General features: G+C 72.1%; 20 protein-coding genes. 9 read left to right on the top strand and 11 right to left on the bottom strand.

The genetic code is table 11. The features are described 5' to 3' along the window. Positions 1-69 precede the first annotated feature (69 nt). From ABD811_RS05515 to ABD811_RS05500, 4 genes are all read right to left on the bottom strand, one after another. Positions 70-1,851: an ABC transporter permease gene (locus ABD811_RS05515; RefSeq protein WP_344941738.1), complete on the bottom strand. Its 1,782-nt coding sequence runs from the start codon at positions 1,849-1,851 to the stop codon at positions 70-72. 5 nt (positions 1,852-1,856) lie between these two features. Then, positions 1,857-1,997, bottom strand: a complete 141-nt coding sequence (locus ABD811_RS05510) for a hypothetical protein (RefSeq protein WP_344941736.1) — start codon at positions 1,995-1,997, stop codon at positions 1,857-1,859. Between the two features lie 14 nt (positions 1,998-2,011). Next, positions 2,012-2,158 (bottom strand): hypothetical protein, encoded by a 147-nt coding sequence (locus ABD811_RS05505; protein WP_344941734.1) that lies wholly within the window; start codon positions 2,156-2,158, stop codon positions 2,012-2,014. A 217-nt stretch (positions 2,159-2,375) separates the two neighbouring features. Then, positions 2,376-2,804 carry a MarR family winged helix-turn-helix transcriptional regulator gene (locus ABD811_RS05500; RefSeq protein WP_344941731.1) on the bottom strand — a complete coding sequence of 143 codons (429 nt, stop codon included), beginning with the start codon at positions 2,802-2,804 and terminating at the stop codon, positions 2,376-2,378. Positions 2,805-2,903: 99 nt separating this feature from the next. Here ABD811_RS05500 and ABD811_RS05495 point away from each other — a divergent pair, with 99 nt between their 5' ends. The 5 genes from ABD811_RS05495 (at position 2,904) to ABD811_RS05475 (ending at position 7,135) form a co-directional block, all read left to right on the top strand. Continuing rightward, entirely contained in the window at positions 2,904-3,311 is a 408-nt protein-coding gene (locus ABD811_RS05495; protein ID WP_344941728.1) for a RidA family protein, read from the top strand. Next, on the top strand, positions 3,308-4,399 hold the full coding sequence (locus tag ABD811_RS05490) for an alkene reductase (protein ID WP_344941725.1): 1,092 nt from the start codon (positions 3,308-3,310) through the stop codon (positions 4,397-4,399). Before ABD811_RS05495 ends, ABD811_RS05490 begins: the two co-directional genes overlap by 4 nt. Before the next feature lie 1,102 nt (positions 4,400-5,501). Beyond that, a complete protein-coding gene (locus ABD811_RS05485) occupies positions 5,502-6,236 on the top strand; it encodes a HEAT repeat domain-containing protein (protein WP_344941721.1) in 735 nt (244 codons plus the stop codon). Positions 6,237-6,542: 306 nt separating this feature from the next. Further along, positions 6,543-6,722, top strand: a complete 180-nt coding sequence (locus ABD811_RS05480) for a DUF1737 domain-containing protein (RefSeq protein WP_344941718.1) — start codon at positions 6,543-6,545, stop codon at positions 6,720-6,722. Between the two features lie 206 nt (positions 6,723-6,928). Further along, positions 6,929-7,135 carry a hypothetical protein gene (locus tag ABD811_RS05475; protein WP_344941715.1) on the top strand — a complete coding sequence of 69 codons (207 nt, stop codon included), beginning with the start codon at positions 6,929-6,931 and terminating at the stop codon, positions 7,133-7,135. Between the two features lie 417 nt (positions 7,136-7,552). Here the strand turns inward: ABD811_RS05475 and ABD811_RS05470 are convergent, their stop codons facing one another. The 4 genes from ABD811_RS05470 to ABD811_RS05455 all read right to left on the bottom strand — a co-directional run bounded on the left by ABD811_RS05470 (position 7,553) and on the right by ABD811_RS05455 (position 11,289). Then, positions 7,553-8,086 carry a hypothetical protein gene (locus ABD811_RS05470; protein ID WP_344941713.1) on the bottom strand — a complete coding sequence of 178 codons (534 nt, stop codon included), beginning with the start codon at positions 8,084-8,086 and terminating at the stop codon, positions 7,553-7,555. A 411-nt stretch (positions 8,087-8,497) separates the two neighbouring features. Continuing rightward, positions 8,498-9,103 (bottom strand): TenA family protein, encoded by a 606-nt coding sequence (locus ABD811_RS05465; protein WP_344941711.1) that lies wholly within the window; start codon positions 9,101-9,103, stop codon positions 8,498-8,500. A 78-nt stretch (positions 9,104-9,181) separates the two neighbouring features. Beyond that, on the bottom strand, positions 9,182-10,540 hold the full coding sequence (locus ABD811_RS05460) for an ABC transporter permease (protein WP_344941708.1): 1,359 nt from the start codon (positions 10,538-10,540) through the stop codon (positions 9,182-9,184). Between the two features lie 5 nt (positions 10,541-10,545). Further along, positions 10,546-11,289: an ABC transporter ATP-binding protein gene (locus ABD811_RS05455; RefSeq protein ID WP_344941705.1), complete on the bottom strand. Its 744-nt coding sequence runs from the start codon at positions 11,287-11,289 to the stop codon at positions 10,546-10,548. Between the two features lie 202 nt (positions 11,290-11,491). Here ABD811_RS05455 and ABD811_RS05450 point away from each other — a divergent pair, with 202 nt between their 5' ends. Beyond that, on the top strand, positions 11,492-12,268 hold the full coding sequence (locus ABD811_RS05450) for an alpha/beta fold hydrolase (RefSeq protein WP_344941702.1): 777 nt from the start codon (positions 11,492-11,494) through the stop codon (positions 12,266-12,268). A 386-nt stretch (positions 12,269-12,654) separates the two neighbouring features. Here the strand turns inward: ABD811_RS05450 and ABD811_RS05445 are convergent, their stop codons facing one another. After that, positions 12,655-13,317, bottom strand: a complete 663-nt coding sequence (locus ABD811_RS05445; protein WP_344941699.1) for a TetR/AcrR family transcriptional regulator — start codon at positions 13,315-13,317, stop codon at positions 12,655-12,657. 190 nt (positions 13,318-13,507) lie between these two features. On the opposite strand from ABD811_RS05445, the gene ABD811_RS05440 reads away from it, so the two are divergent. The 3 genes from ABD811_RS05440 to ABD811_RS05430 are packed head-to-tail and all read left to right on the top strand — an operon-like array spanning position 13,508 to position 16,063. Further along, positions 13,508-14,092, top strand: a complete 585-nt coding sequence (locus ABD811_RS05440) for an NADPH-dependent FMN reductase (protein ID WP_344941696.1) — start codon at positions 13,508-13,510, stop codon at positions 14,090-14,092. A 16-nt stretch (positions 14,093-14,108) separates the two neighbouring features. Beyond that, positions 14,109-15,608, top strand: coding sequence for a DHA2 family efflux MFS transporter permease subunit (locus ABD811_RS05435; RefSeq protein ID WP_344941693.1), 1,500 nt, complete (start codon positions 14,109-14,111; stop codon positions 15,606-15,608). Between the two features lie 56 nt (positions 15,609-15,664). Continuing rightward, entirely contained in the window at positions 15,665-16,063 is a 399-nt protein-coding gene (locus tag ABD811_RS05430) for a nuclear transport factor 2 family protein (RefSeq protein ID WP_344941690.1), read from the top strand. Positions 16,064-16,080: 17 nt separating this feature from the next. On the opposite strand, the gene ABD811_RS05425 is transcribed toward ABD811_RS05430, so the two are convergent. Continuing rightward, entirely contained in the window at positions 16,081-18,237 is a 2,157-nt protein-coding gene (locus ABD811_RS05425; RefSeq protein ID WP_344941687.1) for a serine/threonine-protein kinase, read from the bottom strand. A gap of 14 nt (positions 18,238-18,251) precedes the next feature. Then, a complete protein-coding gene (locus ABD811_RS05420) occupies positions 18,252-20,315 on the bottom strand; it encodes an outer membrane protein assembly factor BamB family protein (protein ID WP_344941684.1) in 2,064 nt (687 codons plus the stop codon). Positions 20,316-20,322 lie beyond the last annotated feature (7 nt).

The following is a 20,322-nucleotide window of genomic DNA, read 5'->3' as shown; positions in this document are numbered from 1 at the left end:
GATCCCCATGTGCGCAATGTCCGGCAAATCCAGGTTTGGCCCATCAGTGGGACGCTCGTCGGCCGGCACTCACGTCGCTTCGGCACTGAGGGTCTGCGCCACGGATCGGCGGGCTGCGACGCGCGCGGGCAAGGCGGTGAGTGCCGCCGTCGCCAGGAGCGGGGTGACTGCGGCCGTGAGCAGCCACCACGCATGAGGCATGACCATTTTCGCGTCGCTGAACAGGATCACGCCCAGAGGGATGCCGGAGACGACGCCGGGCAGGGTCGGCAGGAGCTGCGCGGCGGACAGTCCGGCCGTGATCTGCCCGGGAGTGGCGCCGAGCGTCCGCGCGACGGCCATGGCGGGCCGGGCCTCCAGTGCGGTGGTCCAGGTGATCGTGATGGTGTTCACGACGGCGAGTGCGATCATCGCGGCGGTGACGGCCAGCAGTACGTGGCGTTCCTGGGCGACCTGCGCCTCGGTCGCCATGGGAGAGCCCGGGTAGCCCTTCACGGGCTGGGCGTAGACCAGCAGCAGTGCGGTGACCGCGATCAGCGTGGTCATCATGTTGCACCCGTGCAGGACGGCGCGGCCGGGGCGGCGGGCGATCAGGCGCAGCCCGAGCAGCAGCGGGGTCGGCAGCAACGCCGACAGTCTGTTCAGCCAGGCCCGGTGCCGGGGCCGGTGGGCGGCGTCGGCCAGAGCGGAGACGGTGCCGGTACGCAGCGCCCGCAGCGTCGGGCCGGAGGTGGTGAGGGCCGCCACCGCAAGGGCGACGACGGTCGTGACGGCGATGGTGCCGCCGGTCAGACCGGGGGCGGTGGTGATCATGCTCGCGGTGGGATCGATGACGGCGGGCCCGGCCAGCCGCGCGATCGTCAGGCCCAGTGCGTCGGCGAGCAGCGCCAGGGTCAGGTATTCGGCGAACAGGACGGCGGCGATGAGCCCGGGTGTGGCGCCGACGGCCTTGAGCAGCCCGACCCGGCGGGTCTGCTTGGCGGCACGTCCCGCCATCAGCGTGGCCACACCGCCGATGGCCAGCAAACCGAGCAGCCAACTGCCGATGACCAGGATCGGCTGACTGCTCTGGAGCGCGACAAGGTCCTGCTCGGCGATGTGCCGCCAGGTCTTGAAGTTCACCCAGGTGTCCTCGAACGCCGAGGCCACGGCGGGATGCCGAGTCAACGCCCCCGCCGCGTCGGGATCCCGCAGCTTCAGGTTGATGAAGGAGGTCACCGGGACGTCCGCCGACTCCAGTGCCCGGGTGTCCCGTTCGGCCAGCCAGACCAGACCGCCGCCGTCGCTCGGCCCGCCGCCCGGACCGATCAACGGCGCCCACGGGTACACCGAGTGGGCCGCGGTCACGGCGACCCCGACGACGGGAAGCGAGCGCCCGGCGACGTTGACGTGGTCGCCGACCCCGACGCCCATGGCGGTGGCGAAGCCGCGTTCGACCACGGCGCCTCCAGGGCGTACCCAACTGCCCGAGGTCACCAACGGACGGTCGACCGGGCCCGGTGTCATGTCGGCGACCTGCACCACCGCGGCTCCCGTGGAACCGCGCGCCGTGAGCGTCGTGTAGTACTGGCGGTAGGGCCCGCTGTGCGCGACCACCCCGGGCGCGTGCTCCAACGACTTCAGGGCAGTGATCGTGGTCCGCTTGGTGCCAGGGGAAAGCGCGACCACGTCCGGCCCGGCGGTGGCGTCCCGGGTCTGCTGGTAGAGCGTTTCGGTCGCCCCGTTCAATGACAGACCGAGGGCCAACGTGGCGGTCGCGGCGGTGATCGAGACAAGCAGCATCGCGGCCTGGGCGGGATGCCGACGCACGTCGGCCAGGACAAGGCGGAACACCAGCAGGATGCGCCCCACGGCGTTCAGCCCTCCAGCCCGATCACATGGGCGAGCCGCCGGGTGCCGTCGGCGAACATCCCGTGCGCCACCAGCCGCTCGACCCCATTGACCGCCCGCACGATGCCCTGGCCGTGCTCCTGGCGCAGACCGCAGACCTCAAGCACAGCGCCGAACTCCTTCATGAGCCCTCGAATTCGTTCTCGCCCGTCGGCCAGACGCGCTCACGCGCTCCCAACCAGTGCACGTCCGCCTGCAGCCGCAACGCGCCCCTTCCCAGCGGCAGCAGACCCGCAGTCGAAGAACCCGCCGCGACCACGCGCGCCATGCGACAGCTCCTTCGCAGGCATCGCTGGCACCGCGTCCCGCGTACCCAACCCCTAACGGCTAGCCAATGGATAGCGGTTAGCCGACAGGCGCGTCAAGCGCCATCCTCGAACTCGCCCGCCCGCAGAACCGGCAGCCGGAATCACTGAGCCGCCCCTCGCCGGAACGCGCGGTGGAAACGCGCCGCTGTTGCGACGCTCACCAGGAGACGCGGGGCGTCAGGAGGCCGTCGTCGGTTGGCGGAGGGTGGCGACGAGAGGGCCGACGCGGGCATCGTCGGCGGCGTCGTCGAGGGCCTTGCTCAGCGTCTCGTAGTAGATGGGGGCGATCTTGCGCTGGAGGGCGCGGCCCTCGTCCGTGATCACGGTGTAGACGCCCCGGCGGTCGTTGGGGCACATGTCGCGGCGGGTGAGGCCCGCCGACTCCAGGCGCGCGACCAGGCGGCTGACCGAACTCTGGTTGAGGCCGATGAGGTCGGCGAGTTCCTGCATGCGCAGTTCGCCGTCGGGGGCCCGCACCAACTGGCACAGCGCCCGGTACTCCGAGAGCCCGACACCCTGCCGGTGCAGCGCCTTGGTCAGTTCCTGTTCGACCCGTCCGTGCAGGCTGACCACCTGCTCCCAGGCCCTGCCATCCGCGCTGTCCACCGTTTCCTCCTCGGCTGTTGACACCAGGGTACATGGCCGTGCAATATCTGCATGTACATGCAATTCATGTAGGTGCATGCAAACATCAACGGAGGGATCATGACCGGCACGATCGAGCGGATCGCGACCGACCCGGACTGGTACGAGCCGTACCGGATCTCGCAGGCCATCCGGGCGGGCGGGTTCGTCCACGTCTCCGGGCAGGCGGGGATCGACGAGCACGGCCGCACGGTCTCCGACGACTTCCTGGAGCAGGGGCGGCAGGCGTTCCGCAACATCGAGCGGGTGCTGAAGGAGGCCGGCCTCTCGATCGCCGACGTGGTCAAGGTCGGCATCTTCGTCACCGACATGGCCGCGCACCTGGACGACGTGATCCGGCTGCGCGAGGAGTTCCTCGCCCGCCCCTACCCCGCCGACACCCTGCTGGAAGTGTCGTCGCTGGCCCAGCCCGACTGGCAGATCGAGGTCGAGGTCACCGCGCTGGACCGGCGGGAGGACGTCCGATGACCGCGAGCCCGCTGCTGCGTTCCTACGACGACGGCCGCCTGAGCCTGCCCAACCGCATCGTGATGGCGCCCATGACACGCGGCCGTGCCGACGACGTGTCCGCCGTCCCGCACCCGCTGACCAGGGAGTACTACGCCCAGCGGGCGGGGGCCGGGCTGATCGTCACCGAGGGGCTGTGGGCGGACCCGCTCGGCAAGGGCGGCCCGGGCATCCCCGGCCTGGTGACCGACGCGCACGTGGCCGGATGGCGGGAGGTCACCGACGCCGTGCACGCCGCCGGCGGACGGATCTTCGCGCAGCTCTGGCACGTCGGCCGGATGACGCACCCGGTGACGCTGCCGGACGGCGAACTCCCCCTCGCCCCGTCCCCCGTCCGCATCGAGCACCAGCAGATCTTCACCAAGGACGGCTGGCTCGACCACGTCACACCGCGCGCGATGACCACGGCGGAGGCCGAGGCCACGATCGCCGCCTTCGCCGCCGAGGCCCGCAACGCGGTCCGCGCCGGGTTCGACGGGGTGGAGGTGCACGGCGCGAACGGCTACCTCGTCCAGCAGTTCCTCGCCGAGAACACCAACCGGCGCACCGACCGCTTCGGCGGCTCCCTCACCCGCCGCCTGCGTTTCGCGGTCGAGGTCGTGGAGGCCGTCGTCGCCGAGGTCGGAGCCGAACGGGTCGGCCTGCGCATCTCCCCGGACAACCCCGAGAACGAGATCGCGGAGGAGGACGCGCAGGGCACCTACCGGACACTGGTCGACACCCTCGCCCCGCTCGGCCTGGCGTACCTGCACATCATCGAACGCGGCGCCTATCCGGCCCTGGCCGACCTGCGCCCCCGCTGGCCCGGCACCCTCATCGCCAACTTCAACGGCCCCCAGCCGACCACCCGTGAGGCAGGGGAGAAGGTGCTGAACGCGGGCTTGGCCGACCTCTTCTCCTACGGCCGCCTCTTCATAGCCAACCCCGACCTCCCCACCCGCTTCGCCGCCGATGCCCCCCTCAACCCCATCCGGGAAAACCTCATCTACGGCGGCGACGCCGAGGGCTACACCGACTACCCAGCCCTGACGCCAACGCCCGTCGGCTGACCCCACCTCCTGCCCACACCCAGCCAGCCCCATTCCGGCAGCTCCCAGGTACGTCCCCTGCCTCGGGGACGTACCTGGGAGCCCCCGCAGCCGGGCCCAGACACAACGACCCACATCCCCGACGCCTCTCCAGGACCAGCACGTTCCCGCTGCCCCTCCGAACCTCCCAATGCGCCCCGTCCGCCAGCAGGATCCCGGCCAGGCTCACCACACGCCCCAGCCGACCGCGGCCAGGCCGTCGACGTTGAACGAGCCGCCGGTCACCACCGGCCCCAGCACAGGACGTCCCCGCCGGTGCCTCGGGACGTCCCCACAGCCCACACCGCACCCAGACACGACAGCCACAGGCCCCAGCGCGTCCACAAGACATCTCCGCCCCCCCTCAGGACGTCTCCCCAACCCACAGGACGTCCCGGCCACACCGCCCACACGCCCCTGCGCGTCCTGTGTCGCGCCACGTCCTGAGCACAATCCGTCACGCAGGCCATGAGGCACCACAGGCCGTGACGTACCAACGCCGATACACGCTCATCCGTGGCGGAACCGGCGCCGCCCCGCCGTCCTAGCTCATGCGCCATCGCGGCGGCGGTCAGCGAAGGGTGCTTGCGCCGCAGCTCGCACAGCAGCACCTCGGTCTCGGCGTTCAGGACCGACTCCGGCCCCTCGACCGAGCCGCCAGGCCCTCGGCCCGATACCGGTCTCCCACCGCGCGAGGCCCGTGGGCGAACGCACGACAGACAAACCGCTCACGGCGCCGTCAACCACCAGGTGGGACTGGAGTGTCGAGCATGACCCGGGTCACGACCACCGGACGGCTCGGATCAGGAGCTTCCCCACGTCGTCAAATCCCATTGCTCAGGCCGCCGAACGCACAGCCGCGCCCGGCGCCGCGGTCCGGGCGTGGGGCGTGTTCCGTCCGCTCCAGCCATGCAATCCGGCCACGGCCGTCCCAACTGGAAATCACTCGAATGGGACCAAAGACAACCGCCCGACCAGCGCCAGGCGGTAGCGTTTCGCGGCAGTGTCCGAGGGGCGAATGCACCTGAAGCGGGGGACTTGTGGCGCCAACGGCTTGGCGCCCCAGCGGTCGTCGCATAGGCGAATGAGGCTGTACATGGAAGCGCAAAGGTATCGGTCACGGCGGTTCATACTTCGCAAGCCGCGGGCGCGGGCGGAACTGGCCGCCGCCGCCAGATTGCAGGGCTGGGCGTACGTCGGCGAACGGCCGGGCGGGGCGGGCAAAATGCACATCACCATCTTGGAGACGGCTTTCCCCGGAATCTCCGTGTGGTACTTCGAGCAGGAGGATCCCGCTTTCTGCGGTGTCACCGTCGACAGCACGCTTGGGCCTGACGCGATCGAAACGGTCGCCACGCTCGTTCAGGGAATGCTCGTTCCGTGGATGCTCACAGAGCTGCTGGACGAGATGGACAATGCGTCCGACCGGATTCTCGCGCTTCGGCGCGCCGGGCTCGGGGCACCAGACGAGGCTGATCCCGCGTTCCTCGCACGATTCTCCTCAGCGGCCGCCGATCCTGATCCGGCCGTGCGTACCGCTGCGATCTACGCAATGACCGATACAGGATGGCAGGAATGCGGCCCCGTCATGGGGGAGATGGCGCGTACCGACAGCGAACGCGCGGTGCGTGAATTCGCCGGAAGGGCGGTAGAGGTTCTCCCTGCGATGCGTCCGAAGGGCAGGCCCGTACCGGTCAGCGTCCCGGATCTGTTTCCCGAAGGGGCCAATGACCTGTATCGCATCGCGATGCAGGAACTCGCCAAAGTCATCGACGGGCCCGGTTCGTCGCGGGCCGACAGGGACTCAGCCGGCGATTAGCAACGGCGTCGATCCGGCTCTCAAACCGATGTACACCACGTCGACAGCCCCACTGGTCGCCACTGCCTGGGTGAGGTCGACACATCACCGGGCCGATCGCTGCCGCAGGGCTTCCCAATGCTGGGGCCTGATGACTCCTGTGCTGCGGGGCGGCGCGCTTCCGGATCGCTCGGGTGCCGCCGCTGGTCGGCCTCGGGCGGCACACAGCGGACTCCCACTGGAACACGTCGTGGCCCGGGCGGGAGGCGAAGAGCCCGGCGCAACTCGCGGCCCGGTCCCGGCCGCACCGGTCCCTACACTTGCCGCATGCCCGACGCGAAAGATCTTCCCAGGTACCGCGTTCTCACCGGCCCCGACGACGAGGCCTTCTGCCGGAGGGTCAGCGAAGCACTTGACCTCGGCTACGAGCTGCACGGATCGCCTTCGCTGACGTTCAACGGGGACCGTGTGATCGTGGCCCAGGCACTCATCCGGCCGAAGCTCTAACACCCCAGGCCGCGCGAGCACGAAGCGAGGGCTCACGGCTCGCGGCCGCCCGCGAGCCGGAGGGCTCGTTCACGCGAACCTGTCTGTCACACCGTCTCACCGTCCACGCGAATGAGCACTCCAGGCCAATGTGCCACCGTGTCCGCATAGTCTTGCGGCTCACGTCCCATGCTGATGAGTCGATCCGGCTCTCCCACGATCAAGCGTTGGTGCTGTACGACTTCGCACACCGCCTGGTGCTCGACATCAGCGTCAAGGAGCAGGAGGCGATCTATGTGGACCGTGGGGAGTGGAACGTGCTGTCCAGCGTGCTCGCACAACTGGAGACGCGGTTGCCGGAGATCTTCATGCCGGACTATCAGGAGCGGCTTCAAGCAGCGCGAGTACGACTGAGGCCCGTAGACGAGGAGTGACGCTCGCTGGCGCCCTTGCCCTTCACCTCGTCATCAAGTACGTGTAGCTGATGGCTGTGGCACGGGGGCGGGGCGGACCATCCGCGCCGTGGTCCACCCCGCAGTCTTAACGCCGTGGCCCGAAGCCGTATCCTTCCGCCCGGGGTGCGGCTGAACTCGCGGCGACAGTGCTAATGCACGGCCGCCGCTGGCTACCAGTCATGTGTGTTGGTCAGCTCGTCTAGGGGCCGGTCCATTTCGTGTAGCCCGCGCGCCTGCCGGGGCAGATGCTCTGCCGGATTGAGTTGTGGGGGCGGGGACGGCGCACTTGCGTCGCCGCATCGGCCGCCCTCTCCGCCGGTCGGCGCGAGCGGCGGGGGCGCGAGTCCCCGGCCGGCAGGCAGGGGAAACAGCCGTCCGGTTTGTCGCGGCTGGTCATCAGGTCTGTGTTGCCGCTGGCCCTCGGTGTCCAGGACGGCATTCCACCGGTTCCCACTCTCCGCCCTCCCAGAGCTGCGCCATGTACGGCAGATCGGGGACGCCCGACAACCAGTGCAGAAGGAACTCTGTCGCCGTATTTTGCAGGGGAGGCTCATCGATCCACTGGTCGCCCCGTCCTTCGGCCACGATCGGCCACTCATCGGGATCGCCCTCGGTCAACCAGCCGAACCAGTCACCGTCGATCGTGGTTCCCCAACCGAGAAACCCTCCTGGCTCGGGCCAGGCGGCGAGCATATAGGTGTCAGGGAACTGCGCTCGGAGACTGCGGTACGTGTCTTCCCTCATCACAGCCGCCTGCGCCCAGGTCACGCCGTGACTCCGAACTACTCGCGGGTCGGCGACCATGAGGAACTCCAGGTAATCCCGAGTGCCATCGTCGCTTTCTCCCAGGCCGCCCACCTGGAAGGCTCCATAGCGTTCGATCAGTGCCACAAAGTCCTGAGGCAAGCCGGTTCCCAGCTCAGCGAACACCTCCTCCCAGGACCGCACCCCATAGACGGGGTTCGCCGGTGGCGGGAGGAGAGCCACAAGCTCATCTAAGGGCGTCAGATTTGTCTCCACTCGTCACTTTCTACACCGCGTCGGGAGAGGTTTACAGCCGCTGGGGCACCAGTCGATGGGAACCAGGGGACAGGCTCTGCGGCGGGGGCGGCTCCGTACGGTGACGGTCATTGTGGGCCAGAGGTCTCGGTCTCGCGGACGTCGCGGAGTCTGACCGGACGTCCTGCTTGCACCTTGCGGGGAGCGGCGCGGTGCCCGTTGACGCCGCGTAGGACGCGGGTGAACCACACGACCAGGACGTCCCAGCGGGCGGGGCGGGCGTCTCCGACGACATCCTCCAGGACGCCGGGCGTCCTGGAGGACGTCGTCGGGGTGGGAGGGTTACGGGACGGTCCAGAAGGCGAGTTCGTGGCGCATGCCTTCGCGGAAGAGGTGCTCGGCGCGGGCTAGGTCGGGGGCGGCTTCGTCGATCATCTGGGCGATGCGCCGGGTGAGGGTGGCGAAGGCGGGGTCGGCGTAGGTGTCGACCCAGCGGCGGTAGCGGGGGTCGGCCGGGGGGTTCTCGGCGAGGCGGGCGCCCAGGGTGGAGTAGCCCCACATGCACGGGTAGAGGGCGGCCAGGCCGTCGGCGTAGGTGGCGGCGCTGTCGAGGAGGAACGCCGTGTACGCGGCGCAGGCCGGGCCCTTGACGGCGCCGTCCAGGTCGGCGCCGAACGGTTCGGCCAGTGAGCGGTGCAGGGAAAGTTCCACGTGAAACGTCGAGTGCGCCAGGTCGACCAGGTCGCCCAGGTGGCCGGACGGCGCCTGCCACGCCAGGCGGCAGAAGACCCGCACGTAGTCGAGCAGGTACAGGTAGTCCTGCTCCAGCCAGGACCGGAACACCGCATCGTCGAGGTCGCCGCGGGCGATGCCCGCCACGGTGGGGTGCGCGAGCTGCTCCTCGACGAGGGGACGACCGATTTCCTCCAGATGTGCCGCAACGCTCATGGCCGTCAGTGTCCCATCATGCGGAATCCGGGGCGGTCCGCGGGGGACCGCCCCGGACCGTCCGGAGCATCACCGAGGTCAGACGGCCACCGCCTTGACGGCGGGGGTGTGCAGCGCGCGGCGTGTCGTGGCCAGGCTGGTGATCAGGGCGAGGAGGGCGGCCACGGCGACGACTCCGGCGTAGATGGCCGGGGTCGCGTCCGGCAGCGGCTCGCCGGTGCGGGCGATGGTGAACGGGACGATCGTGCACAGGGCGGCGACCGTGCCGAACGCCACGCCGACGACGGTCAGCACCGCGGCCTCCAGGCCCGTCACGGCGAGCACCTGGCGGGGTGTGGCGCCGGTCAGCCGCTGGCCGGCGAACTCGCCGCGCCGGTCGGTGGTCGTGGCGATCAGCGTGTTGATCAGCATGATCGCCGCGAACAGCACCAGCATGCCGATGACGACGAAGTTGAGGGTCTTGATGTTCTCCTGCTCGACGGTGGACAGCAGGCCGTCGGCGGCGAGCGCGGCGTCGTCGACGCGCTGCATGTAGAGGGTGCCGGTGGCGATGCCGGTGAACAGGATGATCGGCATCAGCGCCCCGGACAGCTGCTGGGCCCGTCCGCTCAGGTTGTGCCGGGCCAGGTACCCGGCGGCGCCCGCGGCCGCCAGCGGCCCGGCCAGCATCGCGGCTGACGCGCGCAGCAGCATCGGGCTGAGCAGGGCGAACCCGACGGCGACCCAGATGGACGTCTGCCCGGCGGTCTGCATGGCGTCGGTGCCCTTGTCGCGCATCACCGTGGCTGTGACGACGGCGAGGTTGGCGCCCAGCAGCAGGAACAGGATGCCGAAGACGACGCGCTTGCGGCTGGTGCGGCCGCCCTGGGTGCCCGCCTCCAGCAGCGTCTCGGTGACCCGCATGCGGGTGGTGCGCCGCGCGGTCAGCAGGGCCGCGAACGTCGATCCGGCGAACGTGACCGCCATGCCGATCGTCAGCGCGAGCGGGCCGAAGGCGTGCTCCACGCCGGGCGCCACCTGGTCGGTCTCGATCAGCAGGTCCAGCACCAGGCGCCCGCCGAGCAGGGCCGGGACGATCGCGGCGAGGGTGCCGACCAGGCCCAGCACGGCCGCCTCGCCGACGATCATCCGGCGGATCTGGGCGGGGGTGGCGCCGACGCTCTTGAGCAGGGCGATCTCGTCGGTGCGCTGGCGCACGGCCAGCGACAGCGTGGAGGTGACGGAGAAGGCCACCATGATCAGCCCCCAGCCGCCCACCACGCTCGCCATGGTGATCAGCGTCTCCCGGCTGGCCGCCGGGACCCCGTCGGCGACGGCGGTGTCGAGCAGGGACGCGAACGCCATGACGAGCGTCCCGCCGAAGAACGTGGCGCAGAACGCGGCGGCGAACGCGCCGGTGCGGTGGCGCAGGGAGCGCAGGGCGAGTCCGAACATCATGCCGGTCACACCCCCACCGCGACGTCGTCGCCCAGGTGGGCCAGCCGCTCGGCGACGGCCTCGGGCGAGGGGGCGCGCATGCTCCCGGCCAGGCGCCCGTCGGCCAGGAAGACCACCGAGTCGGCGTGCGCGGCGGCGACCGGGTCGTGGGTGACCATCACGATGGTCTGCCCGTCCCGCCGGACCGTCTCCCGCAGCAGGGCCAGCACCTCGCGGGCGCTGCGGGTGTCCAGGGCGCCGGTCGGCTCGTCGGCGAAGACGACCTGCGGCTGGGTGACCAGGGCGCGGGCGATGGCGACGCGCTGCTGCTGGCCGCCCGACAGCTCGGCGGGCCGGTGGTTCAGCCGGTCGCCGAGGCCGACGCGGCGCAGCGTCTCGACGGCGCGGGCCTTGTCGACGCGCATCCCGGCCAGCCGGCGCGGCAGCGTGACGTTCTGCAGGACGGTCAGCGTCGGCAGCAGGTTGAACCGCTGGAAGACGAACCCGATGCGCCTGCGCCGGAACTTGGTGAGCGCGGTCTCGTCGTCGCCGGTCATCTCCGTCCCGGCGACGAACACCCGGCCCTCGGTGGGACGGTCGAGCCCGGCCGCGCAGTGCAGCAGGGTGCTCTTGCCGGAGCCGGACGGTCCCATGACGGCGGTGAACGTCCCCGCGGGCAGGCTCAGCGACACGCCGTCGAGGGCGGTGACCGTCCCGTACTCCTTGCGCACGGCCACCAGCCGCAGCGCCTCGCCGTTGTGTGGGTTCATCGTGCTCGCCTCCGTGCGGCGTCAGGGGGTGGGGGACTCGTTCGGTGTCGTCGTCGACGCTACGGAGCGGGTCCGGCCGTCTCGATGGGCGCAACTCCTCTTCAGGGGTAGGAGAAAGCCCACCCCCGGGTTTTTTATCGGTCGCTACAGATATGGGCTAGCATCCGTTCTGTAGCGACCGCTAAAAAAGTTGAGGAGCAGCATGAGCACGTTCACGCGCACCGTTCGCGGAACCGGCGGGCCGGGGGTGGCGCTCGCCCACGGCGCGGGCGGCGGTGTCGAGCCCAACTACGGCCCGATCCTGGACGGCCTGGCCGAGGGCCGCACCGTCGTCGGCGTCGACTACCCGGGCGCCGGCGCGACGCCGCGGTCCGATGTCCCGCTCACTCTCGACCAGCTCGCCGACGAGCTGGTCGGCGCCGCCGTGGACGAAGGCCTGGACACCTTCTCGATCGTCGGCTACTCGCTCGGCGGCCCGGTGGCGGTCCGCGCCGCCAGCCGCCACCCCGACCGGGTGAAGGCGCTGGTGCTGACCGCGACGTTCGCACGCCCCGACAACCACCTGCGCCTGGCCGGCGACCTGTGGTCACGCCTGCTGGAGGCCGAGGACCGCACGCCGCTCGGCGACTTCGTCACGCTCTTCGCGCTGAGCCCGTCCGCGCTGGCCGCCCTCCCGGAGGACGACCTCGCCGAGACCGTGGCCGCGACCGTCGCCACCGTCCCGCCCGGCACGCCCGAGCAGGTCGACCTGGTCCGGCACGTCGACATCCGCGCCGAGCTGGCCGAGCTGACGATCCCGACGCTGGTCATCACCACCACCGCCGACCTGCTCGTCCCGCCGCCCGTCCAGCGCGACGTGGCCGCCCGCATCCCCGGCGCCCGCGTGGCCGAGCTGGACACCGGCCACCTGCCGTTCGCCGAACGCCCCGACGAGTGGCTGAAGCTGATCACAACGTTCCTCGACGAGGTAGCCGCCTGACCCCCGCGCCGTCACAGCACTGCGGCGGCCCCCGCCTCGCCGAGGTAGGCCGGCAGGACGCCACCGCCGTTCTCGCTCACCTCCGTGATGCACCCGCCGCCGCAGCAGACACCCTGCCCCCGGTGGGGGTGCCCTCCTCGACCGGCCCAATCCGCACGGTCCTCGACTCGGCGGGCGCGACGCGGGCGGCGCTGGACGCTCGGCGGGCGGGCCGTTGGCGGGCGGTGAGGTCGCCGCGACGAGCGTGGAGTCGTGGTGGAGCGCCGGCAGGTACATCGCCTTCGGGTGGGGCGCTGGGGTAGCGCGGAGTCGCTTGGCGGTGCGCTCCGGGTGGCGGGGGGCGCTCGGCGGGCGGGCCGCTCGGCGGGTGGGCTCGTCGACGCTCGTTAACGGGCTCTGGGTGGGGCAGGGGGGCGTTGAGGTGCTTGGGGGTGGGGAGGGTTAGGTGGGGGTGGGGGCCAGGCGTGCATGGCTAGGGCGGCGACGCGTTCCAGGTCGGTGCGGGTGGCGCCGTCCTGGGCCTGGCGGGACATGCCCTGGACGATGGCTGCGAAGAAGGTGGCCAGGCCGGTGACGTCGGTCCAGTCGGGCAGCAGCCCGGCGCGGACGTCGGCGGCGATGCGGTCGGCGATGCTCTGCCTGGTGGCCAGCCGCATGGCGCGCAGCTCCTCGGCGACGTCCGCGCAGTCGGGGCCGTGACTGGCGGTCGCGGTGATGATGAGGCAGCCGGGCGGGTGGGACGGGTCGGTGTAGTCGGCGGCCATCTCGCGCAGCATGCGTGCGATGGCGCGTTCGGCGGTGGGCTCCTCGGTGAGCGCGCGCGCCACCAGCGCCCCGTGCCGCTCCTGGTAGCGGCGGACGCACTCGCCGAACAGCGCGCGCTTGTCGCCGAACGCCGCGTAGAGGCTGGGCGGCCGGATCCCCATGGCGGCGGTCAGCGTGGAGATGGACGTCGCCTCGTAGCCGTGCCGCCAGAACTCCACCAGCGCCTTCTCCAGCGCCGCGTCCCGGTCGAAGGCGCGCGGACGGCCCGGTGTCCTGGTGGTCATACCACCCATTCTATAACGCTCGATACAAATCCCGAGCCCTGCCGCTTGACCTCAACCTTAGTTGAGGTCCCACCCTGGGGTCAGGCAAGCGGCCCAGTCAGGTGACAGATGCCCGTCTCCGGGGGCCGCGCCTAGCGTCGTTCTCATCCGCGAAACATCCCTGACCAGCATGAACGCAAGGGAGAAGGACATGACCGAGACCCCACTGCGCGTGGCGATCATCATCGGCAGCACCCGCGAGGGCCGGTTCGGCGCCCGGGTGGCGGACTGGTTCGCCGAGCAGGCCGCCGCGCGCCCCGACATGACCATCGACGTCGTGGACCCGGCCCGGCAGCCCCTCCCCGAGCTCGGCGCCTCGCCGGCCGACGCCGAGCAGGCCGACGTGGCCGCGCAAGTGCGGCGCACGCTGGACGCCGCCGACGCCTTCGTGATCGTGACGCCGGAGTACAACCACAGCTACCCGGCCTCGCTGAAGAACCTCATCGACCTGCACTACACCGAGTGGCGCGCCAAGCCGGTCGCGTTCGTGTCGTACGGCGGCATGGCGGGCGGGCAGCGCGCGGTCGAGCACCTGCGCCAGGTCCTGGCCGAGTTGCACGCCACCACCATCCGCGACACCGTCAGCTTCCACAACGCGTGGGAGGACTTCGACGCCGACGGACGCCACCGGGACCCCTCGGCCTGCAACGCCGCCGCCAAGGTGATGCTCGACCAGCTCGCCTGGTGGGCGCACGCGCTGCGCGAGGCCAGGTCCAAGCGGCCCTACGCCGCATGAGCCGCCGGGACATGAGATGACGACCGCAACCTCTCCGGCCACGTCCGACGGCACCGCGTCCCGCGCCCGCCCCGCGCCGCTGGCGATCGCCCTGGTCCTGGTGCTCGGCTCGATCATGGTGACGCTCGACCAGACCGTCGTGAACGTCGCCGTCAACCGGCTCTCCCAGGACTTCGCCGTCCCGCTGGCCACCCTGCAATGGGTGATCACCGGGTACTCCCTGGCCCTCGGCGCGGTCATCCCCGTCACCGCGTGGGCGGCGGGACGATTCGGTGCCAAACGGCTGTACCTGCTCGCGATCGTGCTGTTCGGGGCGGGCTCGCTGCTGGCCGGCACCGCCTGGAACATCGAGTCGCTGATCGCCTTCCGGGTGCTGCAGGGCCTCGGCGGCGGCATGGTGATGCCGCTCGGCATGACGATCCTGCTGCGCGCCGCCCCGCCCGACCGGCTCGGCCGCCTGATGAGCACGCTCGGCCTGGCGATCCTCGTCGGGCCGCTCGCCGGGCCGGTGCTCGGCGGCTGGCTGGTGGACGAGGTGTCGTGGCGCTGGATGTTCTTCCTGAACGTCCCGATCGGGTTCCTCGTCGTGCTGCTGGGCCTGCGCGTCTTCCCGCGTGACGAGCCCGGCCCCGTCCGCGCGCTCGACGTCCCCGGGCTGCTGCTGCTCTCCCCCGGCCTGGCCGCGCTGATCTACGGCGTGACCAGCGGCGGCGAACGCGGCGAGTTCGCCGCCCCCGGCGTCTGGGTGCCGCTGCTGCTGGGCGGGACGCTGGTCGCGGCGTTCGTCCTGCGGGCGCTGACGGCCCGCCATCCGCTGATCGACCTGCGGCTGTTCCGGCGGCGCTCGTTCGCCACCGCGAGCGGCGTGCTCACGCTGTTCGCCACCGGCTACTTCGGCTCGATGCTGCTGCTGCCGCTGTACCTGCAGGTGGTGCGGGGGGAGAGCGCCACCGCCGCCGGGCTGCTCGGCGCGCCCCTCGCCCTGGCCTCGGGCACGTCCATGCAGATCACCGGACGGCTCATCGACAGGGTCGGCCCCCGCCGGATCGTGGTGGCGGGCGCGGCCCTGGCGGCGTGCGGCTTCGCCCTGGTCGTCGCGCAGCTGTCGGCCGACGTCCCGTACTGGCGGCTGTGCGCTGCGCTGGTGCTGGTCGGCCTCGGCGGCGGCGCGACGATGATGCCCACGATGACGGCGGCGAGCGCGGGGATGCCCCGCGACCTGGCGCCGGCCGTCAGCACGACGGTGAGCCTGGTCAACACCACGGTCGGCGCGATCGGCACGGCGGTCGCGTCCGTCCTGCTCACCGCGGCGATGGCGGCCCGCGTCCCGGCGGCCGAGGGCGGCCTGCAGTCCCTGCACGCCCTGCCACCGGACGCCCTCGCCGAGGCCGCTCCCGGGCTGGCGGACGCGTTCCAGCACACCTACGTGTGGGCCGTGGTCATGACCGCCCTGGCCGTCGTGCCCGCCCTCCTGCTGCCGCGCCGCGACGAGTTCCGCCGCGGGGTGTCGCGATGAGTTCCGTCGTGCGGCCGGGTCTGCATGGGTGAACGCACGCGACCAGGAGGCGAGCCTTGTCAGACGACCGAGAGCAGATCCGGGCCCTGATCGAGCGGTGGACGGCGGCGGTGCACGGGGGCGACATGGACGGCGTCCTCGCCGACCACGCCGACGACATCGTGATGTTCGACGTGCCGCCGCCGTACGAGGGCGTCCGCGGCATCGACGCCTACCGCGAGGCGTGGCCGGGCTTCTTCCAGTGGCAGGCGCAGGGCGCGTCGTTCGACATCGAGTCGCTCGACATCACCGCGGGCGAGGACGTCGCCTACGCCTTCGCCCTGCTGCGCTGCGGGACCCCGGAGGAGTTCGCGGAGAACCCGGCCAACCGCCTGCGCCTCACCCTCGGCCTCCGCAAGGAACAGGGCCGCTGGGTCGTCGCCCACGAACACCACTCGTTCCCCGACGTCTCCTAGGCCCCCTGCCGGGGGCGTCACAGGTCGGGGCGGATGGCGTGGACGACGGAGTCGTCGACGGCGCAGTAGGCGGTGTCGCCCACCACGGTGACCTGCTGCACCGAACCGACGATGGGAGCCGTTTCGGGGTCGAAGCGGTAGCGGACGCGGCCGGTCGCCAGGTCGGCGACGGTCAGCCCGTCGACGGCTCCGTAGTAGACCAGGGACCCGGAGACCACCGGCCGTTCGCCGAGGCCCCGCCCGACGCCGAGTTCCCAGCGGACCCGGCCGGAGGCGGCGTCCAAGGCGACGATCCGTCCCTCGTTGTCGGTGGCCACCGCCAGGCCGCCGCTCACGGAGGGCAGCAGGAAGTCGCGCGTGGCCGGATTGCCCAGCGTGCGCAGGACGGGGTGCTTCCACCGCAGGCGCCCCGTCCCCGCGTCTACGGCGTACAGCGTGCCGTTCTGGCCGCCGACGTAGACGGTGCCGCCGGCGATCGTCGTCGGCACCCCCATCATCATGCGGGACGCCGCGTCGTCGCCCAGGGCGGTCTCCCACCGCTGCTTTCCGGTGGCCGCGTCGAGACCGCGCACGGCGCCGTCCTCGCAGACCACCGCCACCAGGCCGCCCGCCGCCGCGGGCGTCGTGGCGACGGCCGCGCGGGTGCGCGTCTGCCAGCGGAGGCTGCCGGTCGCGGCGTCGACCCCGTAGACGAAGCCGTCTCGGGCACCGAAGTAGCACACGCCGCCCGCCAGCGCCGCGTTCGACATCACGTCGCTGTCGACGCGGTACTGCCAGACCGGCCGGCCGCTCGCCGCGTCGAAACCGGCCAGCCCGGCCTCCCCGGCCCTGCTGTAGGTCATGCAGACGACGTTGCCGGTCGTGACCACGGCGGGCACCTGCGTCTGGCTGCGCAGCGTTTGCGTCCACAGGCTTCTGCCCGTCGCCGCGTCGAACGCCGTCAGCGACTCGTCGGCGCCGCTGTTGGCGCAGACGAATCCCCTTCCGTTCAGCAGCACGGCGGAGGTGTCGCGGGCCGCCGTGAAGTCGCCGCGCCACCGCTGCTCCCCGGTGCGGGCGTCGAGCGCGAAGGTCCGTCCGGACAGCGCGGCGGAGGCGAACGCGTACACGGTGCCGTCCGCCACGGCGAGCGGCGCCCGGACGTACATGTCGTCGGGGATCTCGAACGTCCAGCGGACCGGGGAGTCGCCGCGGCGCAGGAGGAGGAAGCCCGCCCCGCCCGCCGCCAGCGCGGCGACGGCGGCGCCGCCCGCGCCCAAGGCCAGGAACATGCGGCGGCTCGGTGCGCGGGGGACGCCGGTGTCGCCCCGCCGGGCGACGTCGTGGGCGACGTGCGCGGGCAGCCACTGCGTGCCCTGCGGTACGGGCGCCTGCTCGGCCGACAACTGCGCCAGCAGCCAGTCGGGGCCGGGACGGCGCGCGGGGTCCTTCTCCAGGCACGCCGCGATCAGCGCGCGCAGGCCGGGATCGGCGACGCCGTCGAGGTAGGGCGGCAGGTGCAGGACGCGGTACACCAGCTCATGCACGGCGCCCTGCCCGAACGGGCCGACGCCCGTGGCCGCGTAGGTGAGGACGCCGCCGAGCGAGAACACGTCCGCCGCCGGCCCGACCTCCTGGCCGGACGCCTGCTCGGGGGACATGTAGGCGGGCGTGCCGAGGGTCGCGCCGGTCCGGGTGAGCGTCGTGGCCTCGCTCGGGCGGGCGATGCCGAAGTCGATGACCCGGGGGCCCTCGGGCGTGAGCATCACGTTGGACGGCTTGAGGTCGCGGTGCACGATCCCGGCGCGGTGGACCGACAGCAGCGCCTCGGCGAGCCCGGCGCCGAGCGCGCGGACGGCGGGGGCGGGCAGCGGCCCGTGCGTCGCCACGGCGTCCTGCAGGGACATCCCGCGCAGGAACGTCGTGGCCAGCCACGGCGGGTCGGCGTCGGGATCGGCGTCCACCACCGGCGCGGTGTAGACGCCGCTGACCGCGCGGGCGGCGGTGATCTCCCGCTGGAACCGGGCCCGGAAGGCGGGCTCCTCCGCCATCGCCGGATGGATGATCTTGATGGCGACGGTGCGGCCGGACGGCGAACGGCCGAGGAAGACCTGGCCCATGCCGCCCGCGCCGAGCCTGGCCACCACCCGGTACGGCCCCACCTGGCGCGGGTCTCCGGGACGTGTCGCGGACATCGGTTCTCCGTTTCTCAGCCGGTCGCGGTTCCGGACCCGCCGCGGGCGTCGAGAGCGTACAGGTAGCCGTCCTTGCAGCCGATGTAGACGACCCCGTCCGCGACGGCCGGGCTGGACTCGATGCCCTCCTCGGCCTGGAACCGCCAGATCTTGCGGCCGGTGGCGGCGTCCAGCGCGTACACGCTGCCGTCGGCGTAGACGCCGCTCGGGACGTACAGCACGCCGCCCGTCAGGACGGGATCCTCGTGGATCTCGCCCTCGGTCTGGACCCGCCACTTCATCGTGCCCGTGGCGGCGTCGAGGGCGGAGAAGTTCTGGCCGAAGTCGCCCACGTAGACCACGCCGTCCGCCATCACAGGACGGGACGTGACCTCGTTGCCCGCGTCGTACTTCCAGCGCCGCTTGCCGGAACGGGCGTCCACCGCGTAAACCGTCTCACCCTGGAAGTCGCCGAAGCACACCAGGCCGTCCGCGACCGCGGTGCTCCGTACCTCCCTGGACGACCTGTACGTCCAGCGTGTGCGGCCGGTGGCCGCGTCGTAGGCGATCAGGCTCCTCTCACCCGGCACGTAGATGACGCCGTCGGCGACCACGGGGGATCGGCCGCCGCCGCGTCCCTGCCATCGCACCGAGCCGGTCTCGGCGTCCAGCGCGTAGAAGGTGTCGCCACCGGCGTACACGAGACCGTTGGCCGCGATGACGTCCGCGTAACTCCTGCCGACCGTCCGCCGCCATCTGAGCCGGCCGGTACGGGCGTCGACGGCGTGCAGGACGCCGTCCTGGGCCAGGGCGTAGACGACGCCCGAGGCGACGGCGGGGGTGTTGATGCGCCGTCCGGTCCGGTAGGTCCACAGCGGCTTGCCGGTCCGGGCGTCGAAGGCCCGCACGTCCTCCTTCTCGCTGCCGATGAAGACGCGCCCGCCGGCCACCACCGGGGTGATGCTCAGATACTCGGCGCCGGTGAAGCGTTTCCACAGGACCTTGCCGTCGCGGAGCGGCGCGGGCGACGCGGCCGAGGACGGCGCGGCCGAAGTCGTCGCCGACCGGCCGCCGGACCCGCCGGAGTCCTCCCGCCACGAGCGCACCAGCGCCGTGGCGACTCCCCCGGTGCCGAGCGCGACGACCGCGGCGGCTCCGCCGAGCAGCAGGACCCGCCGCCGGGTCGGTCCGGCAGGCGGCCCGTCCGCCGTGAACGGGGCGTCGGGGACGTTCGTGCCGGCCTGGGCGATGCGCGCGGCCACGGTGCCGGGCAGCCAGCCGACGCCGTGCAGGTCGGTGCTCTGCGGCACGTGCGGGGCGAGCAGTTCCAGCAGCCGCGCCGGCGTGGGGCGCCGGGCCGGATCCTGGTCCAGGCAGGCTTCGACGACGGCCCGCAGCGCCGGGTCGGTGACGCCGTCCAGCCGCGGCCGTTCGTGGACCACCCGGTAGATCAGCACATGGGGCGGCCCCTGACCGTAGGGGCCGACGCCCGTCGCGGCGAAGACCAGGACCGCGCCGAGCGAGAAGACGTCGGCGGCGGGCCCCGACACCCCTCCCCGGGCCTGCTCGGGCGCGAGGAAGCCGGGCGACCCCACGGCGGAGCCCGTCCGGGTGACGATGGCGGCGTCCGCCGCGTGGGCGATACCGAAGTCGATCACCCGCGGGCCGTCGAGCCCCAGCATGACGTTAGAGGGCTTGAGGTCGCGGTGAACGACCCCCGCGCGGTGGATGGACACCAGCGCCTCGGCGAGCCCCGCGCCCAGCGCGAACACGGCGGGCACCGGCAGCGGCACCGCCTGGTCCAGTGGGACGCCCGGCAGGTACGCGGTGGCCAGCCACGGCGGGTCGGCGTCGGGATCGGCGTCGACGACGGGCGCGGTGAAGGCGCCGCTGACGGCCCGCGCGGCGCCGACCTCGCGCCGGAACCGCGCGCGGAAGTCGGGGTCCTCGGCCAGGTGCGCGTGCACGAGCTTGACCGCCACCAGCGTCCCGCCGGGCGACCGCCCCAGGAACACCTGCCCCATCCCGCCGGCGCCGAGCCTGCCCAGCAGCAGGTGGCCGCCGACGCGCCTGGGATCACCGGACCGCAGAGCCTCCATGCGCCGC

This window comes from Actinomadura miaoliensis (genome assembly GCF_039536785.1).
Lineage (GTDB): Bacteria > Actinomycetota > Actinomycetes > Streptosporangiales > Streptosporangiaceae > Spirillospora > Spirillospora miaoliensis.
Note: the sequence above shows the minus strand (reverse complement) of the source record. Positions and strands in the feature narration are given on the sequence as shown.